Below are 11,687 nucleotides of genomic sequence, written 5' to 3' on the forward strand. Positions count from 1 at the left end.
ATGAAATCGTCGTCGTCTCGACGTAGCTCGCGTCCGGCTGTTCGTACTCCGGATGGGCTAGACCAAGTGTATGGCGTTCACGCCTTGGAAAGCCTACTTGAGCGGGGCGAAACGCCCCGTGAATTGTGGGTACAGCAGGGAGCGGGTAACCGCTTGAAAGAAGTGGTCGCGAGTGCTCAGTCCCGTGGTGCGCGCATTAAAGAGCAGCCCCGTGACCTGCTGGATCAGCTCACTCAGGGTGCAGCTCATCAGGGCGTCGTGGCATTTTGCCCGCCACTGGTTCCTGAAGGGGAAGAGTCGTTGTGGTTAAAGCTGCGTGCCTGGCAGGCGTCTGCACCGCCGCTGCTGTTGGTGTTGGATGGTGTTACCGATGTGCATAACTTTGGTGCGTGCCTACGTAGTGCTGATGCTGCGGGGGCTCATGGGGTGATCGTAGCCAAAGACAAAGCCGCTCCGCTAAATGCAACTGTACGAAAAGTTGCCTGCGGTGCCGCTGAGGTAGTGCCGGTTTACCAAGTCACTAACCTATCTCGTACTTTGGCCAAGCTAAAAGATGCCGGTGTCTGGATTACCGGCACCGCAGGTGAAGCAGACGCCAGCCTGTTTGAAATTGATATGACCGGCCCTACGGCGTTAGTCATGGGTGCTGAAGGGAAGGGCATGCGTCGATTAACCAGGGAGGCTTGCGATAACTTGGCAAAGCTGCCTATGGCAGGGCAGGTGTCTAGCCTGAACGTATCGGTCGCGACGGGCATATGTTTGTTTGAAGCCGTTCGGCAGCGGCAGCTTGCAAGTTAAGCACTAGCCCACTAGAATGCCTGCGCCCGTTTAACTTTAAGCGGGCGCTCGTATTGGTTAACAGTTAATACGAAAAACAGTTCTGCTTGATGCCCCAAATGACATCGTTCGCGGTGAGTAAAGGGCATTTCAGTTAACTCCTTGCTTCCCTGTCGTCATTGATACAGCTGTGTCAATACACACCGGAAGCTGCCAAACCGCAAGGAGATTCCATGCGTCATTACGAAATCGTGTTTATGGTCCACCCGGATCAGAGCGAGCAAGTGCCGGCTATGGTCGAGCGCTACACCAGCATTGTTACCGAAAACGGTGGCACTGTGCATCGCTTGGAAGATTGGGGCCGTCGTCACTTGGCTTACCCGATCAACAAGATCCACAAAGCCCACTACGTGCTGATGAACGTTGAGTGCACCGGCGAGACTCTCGAAGAAATCGAGAACATCTTCCGTTTCAACGACGCCATCATTCGCAGCTTGGTTGTTCGCTGCAAAGAAGCGATCACCGAAGCTTCTCCGATGATGAAGCCGGCAGAAGAAAAGCGTCCGCGTCGCGAAGACAAACCGCGCGCTGAAGAAGCTGAAGAAGAAACTGCCTAATTCCATCCACTGCACGTTTTAAGGAGCTAGTCCATGGCACGTTTTTTCCGTCGCCGTAAGTTTTGCCGCTTCACTGCTGAAGGCGTCAAGCAGATCGACTATAAAGATCTCGACACGCTGAAGGCTTACATCACCGAAACCGGCAAGATCGTTCCGAGCCGTATCACCGGCACCAAAGCACGCTATCAGCGTCAGTTGGCGACTGCTATCAAGCGTTCGCGTTACCTGGCACTGCTGCCCTACTCCGATAGCCATCAGTAAGCGTTTAACGTGATGCTGGCACTGGCGAGATGGCTCATGCGGAGCACGCCCTATGCCATTGGCGGGGCGGCGCTAGCGACGCTAGTGCCTTGGCTGTTCTGGTTAGGGGCAGCCATCGCCGCGTTAGTTACCCTACGCAAAGGTTTTGCACCTGCGCTTCCGGTAATCATCGCTGCTGCACTACCTGCGGGTTTTTGGTGGTCTCAAGGTGACGTCATTCCACTTGCTAGCGTACTGCTAGTAACTCTGATGGCGGTTATCCTGCGTGAGAGGATGCGTTGGAGTGAAGCGTTAATCGTTGGCACATTAGCGGCAGCGGTTATGGTTCAACTCGGCATTTTTATACCGCCAGGTGGAACACAGTTAATGCTGGAGCAACTGCGAGAAAGCTCTACCGAGATTGATCGCATGCTGACAGAGTTTGCTAACCAAGGTATTGATGCGCCCACGCTCGCCGCTATGGTGATCGGTGGTGTAACAGGCCTGGTGGTGCTGTTGGCCGCTATTGCGTGTTTAGCGTTGGCGCGAAGCTGGCAAGCTGGGCTTTATAACCCAGGCGGCTTCCGCGAAGAGTTTCACGCACTGCGCCTATCGCCCAAAGAGCTCGCTGTTTTAGTCGTGCTTGGTGTGGTGGGTATGGTGTTGGGAGCGCACGCTTTGGCAATGCTTGGTTGGATTCCACTGCTGGTAGCTGGCATTGCGCTAGTGCATGGGTTTATTGGAATAAAGGGGATGAACGGGCTGTGGCTGGTGGCATTTTATGTGCTGCTGATCACGACCTGGCCCACGATTCTCATTGTGCTGCTGTTGGGGCTGATTGATACATTCGCGAACGTTCGCGCACGCCTTGCCCGCAGCAACTGACAAGAGGTTTACGAGATGGAAGTCATTCTGCTCGACAACATTGGTAAGCTGGGCGGCCTGGGTGACAAAGTCACTGTAAAGCCCGGTTATGGTCGTAACTATTTGGTTCCTTACGGCCTAGCCGTGCCGGCAACCAAAGATAACGTTGAAGCATTCAAAGCCCAGCGTGCTGAGCTTGAAGCCCAAGCCGCTGAGCGTAAAGCAGAAGCTGAAGCGCGTGCTGAGCAGCTTAACGACATCGAATTGTCGTTGGTTTCTAAAGCAGGCGATGAAGGTAAGCTGTTCGGCTCTATCGGTCCTCGTGACTTGGCCGACGCTATTTCCTCTGCTGGCATCGAAGTTGCCAAGAGCGAAGTACGTATGCCGCAGGGCCCGATTCGTCAAACTGGCGAATACGACATCTCTCTACACCTGCATGCAGATGTAGATGCTGTTGTCCGCGTGGTTGTTGTCGCAGAGTAAACGCTCTCGCCAACGCTGACGCCTCAAAGGGCGCGGGTTTTCCCGCGCCCTTTGTCTTTTAAGAGCCTTGTCTTTTAAGAACCTTGTCTTTTAAATTCTCTTTTTTAAGATTTTTGTCATTCAAGCAGCTTGTCTTTTAAGCTACTTTTCTTTTTAAATTATTTATCGTTTTAAATCATATAGTTTCTAAGCATCGGTCAAAAATGTTTGCAGGGTTGGTCGAGTTTTTTTGAACGTCGCTTGGCGTGGGGCAGTCGCTTATGGTGGGTTTGAGATTGTCCCGCTAAGATAGTCATCGTCATTGGCTACGCTTTATTATTAAGGAGCTCACTATGCAGGACCAGCCTTCTGCTGATCAGGAAACGGCAGCGATAAAGCTGCCGCCGCATTCTCTTGAGGCGGAGCAGTCGGTGCTAGGTGGGCTAATGTTGGATAACCAGGCCTGGGATAATGTCTCGGAGCGGTTGGTGGCGGATGATTTTTACCGCTATGAACATCGCTTGGTATTCAATGTGATGATTCATTTGGCCGAATCTGGGCAGCCGCTGGACGTTATAACGCTATCAGAAGCGTTAGAAGCCCGTGATCAACTGGATACCGTGGGCGGTTTGGCATTCTTAGCTGAGCTGGCTCGCAATACGCCTTCCGCCAGTAATATTCGTGCCTATGCCGATATCGTTCGCGAACGGGCGACGCTGCGTAAGTTAATCCGTGCGGCCAATCAAATTGCTGATGGGGCGTTTTCACCTCAGGGTCGGCCTGCTGATGAGCTGCTCAACGAAGCTGAGCGATTAGTATTTCAGATTGCCGAAGAGCGACCGAAAACCGGTGGTCCTATCGGCATGAGCGAGCTACTCACCAAAGCCGTTGATCGCATTGATGAGCTGTTCAATCTAAAAGGTGAAATGACGGGGCTTTCCTCGGGGTTTCGTGACCTCGATGAAATGACCTCAGGCTTACAGCCCTCAGATTTGGTTATTATTGCTGGCCGTCCGTCAATGGGTAAAACCACCTTTGCCATGAACCTGGTTGAGCATGCGGTTATTGCTAGTGATAAGCCTGTGATGGTGTTCTCCATGGAGATGCCTGCGGAATCGCTGATGCTGCGTATGCTCTCTTCGCTGGGCCGAATTGATCAAACCCGAGTGCGCTCGGGGCAATTGGAAGATGAAGATTGGCCCCGATTGACGTCGGCGGTCAACCTGCTCAAAGACAAGCAATTGTTTATAGATGACACTGCCGCGCTATCACCTAACGAAATGCGCTCGCGCTTGCGTAGAGTGGTGCGGGAGCACGGCAATATGGCGCTGATCATGATTGACTATCTTCAGCTGATGCAGATTCCTGGTTTTTCTGAAAACCGTACCGGTGAGATATCGGAGATTTCACGCTCGCTGAAAGGGCTGGCAAAAGAGTTTCAATGCCCTGTTGTGGCACTTTCACAGCTTAACCGTTCGTTGGAGCAGCGCCCCAATAAGCGTCCTGTCATGTCGGATCTGAGGGAGTCGGGGGCGATTGAGCAGGATGCCGACGTCATTGCGTTTGTTTACCGAGATGAAGTGTATAACCCCGACAACCCTGACAACCAAGGGATTGCTGAGCTGATTATTGGTAAACAGCGTAACGGGCCTATCGGTACGGTACATATGGCATTTATTGGTAAATACACACGCTTCGAAGACCTTGCGCCCGACAGCTACGGCGAAGCGTTCGGCGATTAACTTGAGCGTTGGGGGGGAGAACGTATAATGCTTCTCCCCGACGAAGCAGATAGACAGGAGTAGCAAATGGCAGGTGGTTTTAGACGTGGTAACCGTAAGCGTCTTCCTAAGTTGGAAGGCCGTGGGGAACTGCAGTCACTAGAGCGAGAAGGGCCATTTAAAGAGTGGTTGGGAATGCCTGACCTCTATCGTTACTTCCTGGTAGTTGAAGGGGAAAAATATAGCTACCAAACCGAGGATTCAGAGCTGCCGGTAACGGTGGGCGATAAAGTGGTTTTCCGTTACAAGGAAACTAAAGGTGGTAACTGGATAGACCGCAACTCGTTAGGTAAAGCAATCGACCCGTCTGAGTATCAATAATTCGACGAATAAGTTGACGTTTTGGTCAGGAACTCTTTTGTGATGTTGCCGTCATAGGCAGTTAGTGCCAAGGTAATAAAATTGTCATGGGGTACCGTCATGCTGTGCCCCATGATGATGAACAATCATAGGAGGGAACCATGGAACTAAAAGAACTAAAGCAATTTGTTGCGGGTCACGATAATTTTGAAATACGCGTTATTACCCATTCGGGTAGCCGCTTTTACCAAGTAGAGCTCGAAGATGTTGAGGGTGAGCGTCATATGCTGACCCAACGTGGTAAGCCAATGTTGTTTCGCTCACTAGATGATGTTTATCTTGAGCTAAAACGTGCTGGTATTCACCGTGCTTACTTAGTGCAGCATGTACCCCAGGATGAAGTGATTGGACGCGATGCTCATTACAGTTCGCCACTAACGTCGCGTATGCCACTAGTGTTCTAGCATTGTTAGCACTTTAACATTGGCGTCTTCATTTGTTAGCGTGACGCTTATCCCACCACTGGCCCAGCCGAACGCGGCGACGGGCAAAAAAACGATAGCCTGCATCCATTACTCCTCGCAGGCCTGGTAAGCAAGAAAGCCACACTAGCCACCGGTAGCCCAGTACTGCATAGAGGGCCCGGCTGGCATCCATGCCGATATACCAATTTCCTTGACTGTCTTTGACATGCAGCAGCCCCATCATGTCGTCAAATCTGCGTCCTACATCGGCTGCATTGAAATCACTACTCTGAATATCCACTAGCGTGACGCGTTCTTGATGGCGATGCTTTGCAAGCCACGCGACTTCCACGCGGCAAAAAGGGCAGTGGCCATCGTGGTAAAGCGTGACAGGTGGCTTTGCACGAAGCGTAGAGAAGCGGCTCATTGAGTATCCTTGGAGAAATAGCCTTGCGTGTGGAGAGCTTGGCCGTAGCTTTGGCTGGTCGGTAGTGAGGCAAGAAACTGTTCAGCTTGCTGACGCATCGCGTCACGCTTTTCATCTTTCATGCGTGAGAGTGACCCATAGATCAGTTTCATGCGTGGGTTGCGGTTCAGCTGTTCAGCGTTGGTTTCCAGAAAATGCCAGTAAAGGCTGTTAAATGGGCACGCTTTTGGGCCAGTTACTTGTTTCGGGGAATAGCGACAGTGCTGGCAATGGTCAGACATCTTGTCGATATATTTGCCGGAGGCGCAATAAGGCTTGGAGCCCATTAGACCGCCGTCAGCATGCAGCACCATACCCAAAGTGTTAGGCAGCTCAACCCACTCGCAGGCATCGGCATAAACCGCTAAGTACCAGTCGCAGAGCGCTTCAGGTTTAACACCACACAGCAGGGCAAAGTTGCCGGTCACCATTAAGCGCTGTATGTGGTGAGCGTAGCTGTTGTCGATGGTCATTTGAATGGCGCGCTGCAAGCAGCGCATATCGGTATTGCCATCCCAATAAAAGGCCGGCAGCTCGCGCTCAAAGCCAAGCTGGTTTTCGCGCTTATAAGCCGGCATTTGTGTCCAATAGAGCCCGCGCACATACTCTCGCCAACCGAGTATTTGACGAATAAACCCTTCAACTGCATTGATAGGAGCATGGCCCGCTAGGTACTGTTGCTCAGCGGCTTCACAGACTTCATGGGGTGTTAGCAGACCGATATTGAGCGCCGCCGACAGCCTGGAGTGATAAAGAAACGGTTCTGAGTCGCTGATCGCATCCTGATATCGGCCAAAGTCGGCCAGCCCCTTATCAAGGAAGTGGTTTAAATCCACCAGCGCCTGTCGGCGGGTGACGGGTAGGTTGAAGTTCTCCAGAGACCCCATGTGCTCGCTAAAATGGTGCTTGGCATCATTGAGCGCTTCCTGGGTTAACGCATCTTGGCAATGGGTGGGAAGTGAGGGAAAGCTGAGCGATGCATGAATCGGATCACGGTTATCGTGATCAAAGTTCCATTTACCACCTGCGGGTGTATCGCCTTCCATCAGCAGCCCCGTTCGTTTGCGCTGCTCTCGATAGAAATACTCTAAGCGAAGCTGTTTACGTCCTTTAGCCCAGTTGGAAAAGTCATCAGGTGAGGTGAAAAAACGGTCATCTTCGATTATTCGCCAGGGTAAGGAAGCCTCTTGACGCTGCTGCATGGCATCCCAAAGCCGCCATTCACCAGGTCTTGCCACGCACACTTCATTGCAGCCGTACTGAGTCGCAATGCGTTCGGCTTCCGCGATGAGTGACTGGGTATTATCGGCGTCATCAATACGGCTGTAGTGAACGTTATAGCCTTTATCGCGCAGCGCCTGAGCAAAGTGTCGCATGGCGGCCATAAACAAGCCGATCTTGTGTATATGGTGAGGCACATAACGCGCTTCTTCGGCGACCTCGCAAAGGGCGACCACTGCGTTAGTTGGTGCGTCGCGCAGGGTCGCCAATGAAAGCGAAAGCTGGTCACCAAGAACGAGTAGTAAAGGCTTAGACATGAGTTGGCCTGCAGTTATACAAATAATGTTGATAGTATAACTTTATGCCGCAACTTTGCCGAAAAGTGTTAAGATTTTGCCAACTATTTAAAGTATCCGAGGAGTTAGCGACATGGTCGATAGCGTTGTGAAAGATCAGCCGGGAGAAGGGCGCTTGGCCCATGCTCCAAGTGATCACCCTGCTGTTCCCCCTGCAAAAGTGGGCGTGGTGTTGGCTAACTTGGGCACCCCGGACGCAACTGACTATTGGTCTATGCGGCGCTATCTCAGCGAGTTTTTGTCTGATAAACGTGTCGTCGATTACGCCAACTGGAAGTGGCAGCCGCTTTTACAGCTGATTATTTTGACTAAGCGGCCCTTTTCATCTGGAAATGCTTATAAAAGCATCTGGAATAATGAAAAGAATGAGAGCCCTTTGCTGACGACAACGCGTGCCCAAACAGAAAAAATGGCTGCGCGTTTGAAGGCGCTATATGGCGATAATGTCGAAGTTGATTTCTGTATGCGCTATGGCAATCCGTCGACTGAAAGTGTCCTCAACCGCATGAAAGAGAAGGGCTGTGAGCGGATTGTTTTCTTCCCGCTTTATCCCCAGTACGGCTCGCCTACGACCGCAACGGCAAATGATCAGGCATTTCGTACGTTGATGAAAATGAAATGGCAGCCTTATATTCGTACGGTGCCCGCTTATTTTGAGCATCCCGCCTATATTCAGGCGCTGGCGAATTCAGTGCAAGAAGCTTACGACGGTTTTGAAACGCGTCCGACTAAGCTGGTAGCAAGCTACCATGGCGTCCCCGAACGTTACTTACTAGAAGGTGACCCCTACCATTGCCAATGTCAGAAAACGACGCGCTTGATGCGTGAAAAACTGGGGCTGAGCAAAGAGGAAGTGGATACAGCGTTCCAATCTCAGTTTGGCCCTGAAAAGTGGGTAGGCCCACAAACCGTTGATCATGTGGCTGAGCTTGCCAAGCAGGGGCACAAACATATTGCGATTATGTCGCCTGCTTTCTCTTCCGATTGTGTTGAAACCCTGGAAGAGATCAAAGAGGAAATTCACGATAGCTTTATGGAAGCAGGGGGCGAGACGTTTAGTTATATTCCCTGCTTGAATGATCGTGACGACCACATCGATGCGCTGTTAGCGGTCGTTAACAATGAGTTGGCCGGTTGGCTTCCTGCTTCTAAATAATGCGTTTTGTTACAAGCCGCCAAGGTGCTTAACTAAGGCGGCTTTTTTATGGGACCTAGATTTCTAGAAATTTGGTCAACCTTGGTATAAGGTCTGTGCATTAAAAATCACATTTATTCAACGCTTAGGGCCGTTCGGTCTTGCTGCTGCCTTAGGGTTAACTGAAACGTTCTTATAGGGAGAAACCACCGGATGCAATTCGCTGTGTTAATGGGCTTTGTGCTGGCAGCGTCGTCGCCTTTGCTCAACCGCTGGTTTGGAGAACGGACAAGCCTAGTGCTGGCACTGTTCCCTGCTTTGATGGCTGCTTGGCTGTTAAGTCAGGCACCTATTGTTATGAGTGAGGGGCCGCTTCTGTTGGAGTGGTCTTGGGTGCCATCATTAGGCATTAGCCTGAGCTTCCTGCTTGATGGGCTGTCACTGTTATTTGGGCTGTTGATTACCGTTATCGGCACTTTCGTGTTGATCTATGCTGGTGGTTATCTCAAAGGCCATACCGATATCGCGCGGTTTCATTTAGCGCTTGTGGCTTTTATGGCCTCTATGTTGGGGCTGGTGCTCGCTGACGGATTGCTTACGCTTTTCGTATTTTGGGAATTAACCAGCATCACGTCTTATTTATTAATTGGCTTTAACCATACCGATATTGAGGCAAGAAAATCAGCTCGTCAGGGTTTGTTTGTGACAGTTGCCGGTGGATTGGCGCTGATGGCAGGCCTGGTGTTATTGGGGGTAGCAAGCGGAAGCTGGTCGCTTTATGAGATAGGCCAAATGGAGAGCGATCTTCGTGAACATTCGCTTTATGCCCCTATGCTCATTTGCTTGCTGCTGGGAGCATTCACAAAATCGGCCCAGTTCCCTTTTCATTTTTGGTTGCCCAACGCCATGGCGGCGCCAACGCCTGTATCAGCATACCTGCACTCGGCCACTATGGTGAAAGCGGGTATTTACTTAATGGCTCGCTTACAGCCTGAGCTGGGTGGTACAGCCCTGTGGGTAGGAATACTGTCGGTTGTCGGTGCGATCACGATGCTGACAGGCGCCTTTTTAGCGATTCATCACACCAATATCAAAAAGCTGTTGGCTTATTCCACCATTATGGCGCTTGGCACGTTAACCATGCTGTTGGGCATTGGTTCTGAGTACGCCATGACGGCATTTGTTACTTTCTTGCTTGCCCATTCGATGTACAAAGGGGCGCTGTTTATGGTCGCCGGTATTTTGGACCATGAGACAGGCACCAAGGACGTTACTGCCATGGGCGGGTTGAAATCTGCCATGCCAGTTACTGCGGTGATTGCCTGTGTTGCGACACTGTCGTTGGCGGGCGTGCCGCCATTATTCGGCTTCATTGGTAAGGAGCTAATGCTGGAGGCGGCGCTTGGGGCCGAGCGTTTCAAGATATTGTTAGTCCTGTTTGCTTTTCTGGCCGCTATTTTGACGATTGCAGTGGCTGCCATTATTGCATTCCGGCCCTTCTATGGACGGCAACTTGAAACGCCAAAAATACCCCATGAAGCGCCGTTTAGTATGCTGATTGGCCCCGCTGTACTAGCGCTTGGTTCGCTTGTGTTAGGGCTGGCGCCAGCTATGTTGGGGGCTGATGCGCTGCTTACGTCGGCCGCGACGGCGGTGGCAGGTGAGCCGCTGCCAGTTTCATTATCGCTTTGGTATGGCATCAACATGGCGCTCATCATGTCGATTGTTAGTCTTGGACTAGGCTTTTTACTGTTTAAGCGCTGGGATGGTGTGCGTAGCAAGCTAGCAATGCTGGCACCAGTGATGCGGCATGGCCCCGAAGCGGGTTACGAAGGTTTAATGAACGGTATTGTGCGCTTTTCTGAATGGCAAACACGCCTGCTGCAAAACGGTTATATGCGCAACTATATTCTCGTCATGCTGGTGGTGCTGATTGCCTTGATTGGTAACTCAATACTTGTGCGCCATGCGCCTCAACTGGCGCTGACGCTGGACGTGCGCTTCCATGAGGTAATTGTCGCTGGCACCATGGTAATGGGAGCGTTGTTTGCGACCATTTCTCGTTCACGTCTTGGTGCAGTGGTCTCGGTCGGCATTATGGGATTCTCGATTGCACTTATATTCATTCTCTTCAGTGCGCCCGACTTGGGCATTACCCAACTGCTAGTTGAGACCCTCACCGTTATCTTGTTGGTTTTGGTGCTCTTCCGTTTGCCGCGTTTTTCAAACCTTTCCACAAACTTGGAACGTATTCGAGATGGTGCCGTGGCGGCAACAATGGGAATTCTAATTTTCCTACTGATTATGACCGCTTGGAGTATCGATCAGTTTGAGCCGATTTCAGCCTATATGATCGAAAATAGTGCTCCTCTGGCTTATGGTCGCAACATTGTGAACGTCATCTTGGTGGACTATCGTGCCCTCGATACGCTAGGCGAAATGTTTGTGCTTGCTCTTGCTGCTATTGGGGTTATCGCCATGCTTAAACTGCGCCACGGCGGAGATGAAAGCAAAGCGACAGAAGGCGAAAAACCCAGTGTTAAGGAGCCGTACGATGGTTAAATCAGGCACGATTATTCTCAATACGGCAGCGCGGTTTTTGATGCCGCTACAGCTGATGTTTTCAATTTTCTTGCTGCTACGTGGACACGATGAACCAGGGGGTGGGTTTATTGCTGGGCTCGTGGCGGCGGGGGCCTTCACGCTTTACCTGTTTGCCTTTGGGGTAAGTGCCACCAAAGACGTGCTGCGCATGGTCGACCCTCGCGACTTAATTGGGATTGGGCTGTTGCTGGGCATGATTTCAGTGGTGCCTGCCTGGTTTATGGGCCAACCGTTTTTAACCGCTCAGTGGTGGACTATTCCTGTCATTGATTTCAAAGCGTCTACACCGCTGATTTTCGATATAGGCGTGTACTTTGCCGTTCTTGGTTCGGTGATGGGAATGGTGATGGCGCTGATGGAGGTGGATAAGGATGAACCTTAATGTATCAGGAGGGCCTGT

The 11,687-nt window shown here is 51.4% G+C and carries 13 protein-coding genes; 11 read left to right on the plus strand and 2 right to left on the minus strand.

Annotation, left to right across the window (positions count from 1 at the left end; genetic code table 11):
- From rlmB to L1X57_RS11345, 8 genes are all read left to right on the plus strand, one after another.
- Nucleotides 1-798, plus strand: coding sequence for a 23S rRNA (guanosine(2251)-2'-O)-methyltransferase RlmB (rlmB, locus tag L1X57_RS11310; RefSeq protein ID WP_039868428.1), 798 nt, complete (start codon nucleotides 1-3; stop codon nucleotides 796-798).
- A gap of 212 nt (nucleotides 799-1,010) precedes the next feature.
- Nucleotides 1,011-1,394: a 30S ribosomal protein S6 gene (gene rpsF, locus L1X57_RS11315; protein ID WP_009721681.1), complete on the plus strand. Its 384-nt coding sequence runs from the start codon at nucleotides 1,011-1,013 to the stop codon at nucleotides 1,392-1,394.
- 33 nt (nucleotides 1,395-1,427) lie between these two features.
- Nucleotides 1,428-1,655 carry a 30S ribosomal protein S18 gene (gene rpsR, locus L1X57_RS11320; RefSeq protein WP_009097135.1) on the plus strand — a complete coding sequence of 76 codons (228 nt, stop codon included), beginning with the start codon at nucleotides 1,428-1,430 and terminating at the stop codon, nucleotides 1,653-1,655.
- 12 nt (nucleotides 1,656-1,667) lie between these two features.
- A complete protein-coding gene (locus tag L1X57_RS11325) occupies nucleotides 1,668-2,519 on the plus strand; it encodes a hypothetical protein (RefSeq protein WP_039868430.1) in 852 nt (283 codons plus the stop codon).
- 15 nt (nucleotides 2,520-2,534) lie between these two features.
- Nucleotides 2,535-2,981, plus strand: coding sequence for a 50S ribosomal protein L9 (gene rplI / locus L1X57_RS11330; RefSeq protein ID WP_009721683.1), 447 nt, complete (start codon nucleotides 2,535-2,537; stop codon nucleotides 2,979-2,981).
- Between the two features lie 332 nt (nucleotides 2,982-3,313).
- On the plus strand, nucleotides 3,314-4,702 hold the full coding sequence (gene dnaB, locus L1X57_RS11335; RefSeq protein ID WP_009721684.1) for a replicative DNA helicase: 1,389 nt from the start codon (nucleotides 3,314-3,316) through the stop codon (nucleotides 4,700-4,702).
- A gap of 66 nt (nucleotides 4,703-4,768) precedes the next feature.
- A complete protein-coding gene (locus L1X57_RS11340) occupies nucleotides 4,769-5,062 on the plus strand; it encodes a hypothetical protein (protein WP_009721685.1) in 294 nt (97 codons plus the stop codon).
- Nucleotides 5,063-5,202: 140 nt separating this feature from the next.
- Nucleotides 5,203-5,505 carry a DUF6482 family protein gene (locus L1X57_RS11345; protein ID WP_009721686.1) on the plus strand — a complete coding sequence of 101 codons (303 nt, stop codon included), beginning with the start codon at nucleotides 5,203-5,205 and terminating at the stop codon, nucleotides 5,503-5,505.
- A 28-nt stretch (nucleotides 5,506-5,533) separates the two neighbouring features.
- On the opposite strand, the gene L1X57_RS11350 is transcribed toward L1X57_RS11345, so the two are convergent.
- Together L1X57_RS11350 and L1X57_RS11355 are read right to left on the minus strand one after the other, a co-directional pair.
- Nucleotides 5,534-5,932, minus strand: coding sequence for a thiol-disulfide oxidoreductase DCC family protein (locus L1X57_RS11350; RefSeq protein ID WP_009721687.1), 399 nt, complete (start codon nucleotides 5,930-5,932; stop codon nucleotides 5,534-5,536).
- The gene (locus L1X57_RS11355; protein WP_009721688.1) at nucleotides 5,929-7,509 is read right to left on the minus strand and encodes a cryptochrome/photolyase family protein; all 1,581 of its coding nucleotides are present in this window, start codon (nucleotides 7,507-7,509) and stop codon (nucleotides 5,929-5,931) included. The genes L1X57_RS11350 and L1X57_RS11355 overlap by 4 nt, the downstream gene beginning before the upstream one ends.
- Nucleotides 7,510-7,621: 112 nt before the next feature.
- On the opposite strand from L1X57_RS11355, the gene hemH reads away from it, so the two are divergent.
- From hemH to L1X57_RS11370, 3 genes are all read left to right on the plus strand, one after another.
- Nucleotides 7,622-8,704 (plus strand): ferrochelatase, encoded by a 1,083-nt coding sequence (gene hemH / locus L1X57_RS11360; protein ID WP_009721689.1) that lies wholly within the window; start codon nucleotides 7,622-7,624, stop codon nucleotides 8,702-8,704.
- A 192-nt stretch (nucleotides 8,705-8,896) separates the two neighbouring features.
- On the plus strand, nucleotides 8,897-11,245 hold the full coding sequence (locus L1X57_RS11365) for a putative monovalent cation/H+ antiporter subunit A (RefSeq protein ID WP_009721690.1): 2,349 nt from the start codon (nucleotides 8,897-8,899) through the stop codon (nucleotides 11,243-11,245).
- A complete protein-coding gene (locus tag L1X57_RS11370) occupies nucleotides 11,238-11,669 on the plus strand; it encodes a Na+/H+ antiporter subunit B (RefSeq protein ID WP_009721691.1) in 432 nt (143 codons plus the stop codon). Before L1X57_RS11365 ends, L1X57_RS11370 begins: the two co-directional genes overlap by 8 nt.
- The last annotated feature ends 18 nt before the right edge of the window (nucleotides 11,670-11,687 follow it).

The organism is Halomonas sp. TD01 (genome assembly GCF_923868895.1).
GTDB lineage: Bacteria > Pseudomonadota > Gammaproteobacteria > Pseudomonadales > Halomonadaceae > Vreelandella.

What these genes read in the sequence shown, in the direction of transcription:
- rlmB (WP_039868428.1), top strand. Translation starts at nt 1, where the DNA reads ATGAAATCGTCGTCGTCTCGACGTAGCTCGCGTCCGGCTGTTCGTACT.
- rpsF (WP_009721681.1), top strand. Translation starts at nt 1,011, where the DNA reads ATGCGTCATTACGAAATCGTGTTTATGGTCCACCCGGATCAGAGCGAG.
- rpsR (WP_009097135.1), top strand. Translation starts at nt 1,428, where the DNA reads ATGGCACGTTTTTTCCGTCGCCGTAAGTTTTGCCGCTTCACTGCTGAA.
- L1X57_RS11325 (WP_039868430.1), top strand. Translation starts at nt 1,668, where the DNA reads ATGCTGGCACTGGCGAGATGGCTCATGCGGAGCACGCCCTATGCCATT.
- rplI (WP_009721683.1), top strand. Translation starts at nt 2,535, where the DNA reads ATGGAAGTCATTCTGCTCGACAACATTGGTAAGCTGGGCGGCCTGGGT.
- dnaB (WP_009721684.1), top strand. Translation starts at nt 3,314, where the DNA reads ATGCAGGACCAGCCTTCTGCTGATCAGGAAACGGCAGCGATAAAGCTG.
- L1X57_RS11340 (WP_009721685.1), top strand. Translation starts at nt 4,769, where the DNA reads ATGGCAGGTGGTTTTAGACGTGGTAACCGTAAGCGTCTTCCTAAGTTG.
- L1X57_RS11345 (WP_009721686.1), top strand. Translation starts at nt 5,203, where the DNA reads ATGGAACTAAAAGAACTAAAGCAATTTGTTGCGGGTCACGATAATTTT.
- L1X57_RS11350 (WP_009721687.1), bottom strand. Translation starts at nt 5,932, where the DNA reads ATGAGCCGCTTCTCTACGCTTCGTGCAAAGCCACCTGTCACGCTTTAC.
- L1X57_RS11355 (WP_009721688.1), bottom strand. Translation starts at nt 7,509, where the DNA reads ATGTCTAAGCCTTTACTACTCGTTCTTGGTGACCAGCTTTCGCTTTCA.
- hemH (WP_009721689.1), top strand. Translation starts at nt 7,622, where the DNA reads ATGGTCGATAGCGTTGTGAAAGATCAGCCGGGAGAAGGGCGCTTGGCC.
- L1X57_RS11365 (WP_009721690.1), top strand. Translation starts at nt 8,897, where the DNA reads ATGCAATTCGCTGTGTTAATGGGCTTTGTGCTGGCAGCGTCGTCGCCT.
- L1X57_RS11370 (WP_009721691.1), top strand. Translation starts at nt 11,238, where the DNA reads ATGGTTAAATCAGGCACGATTATTCTCAATACGGCAGCGCGGTTTTTG.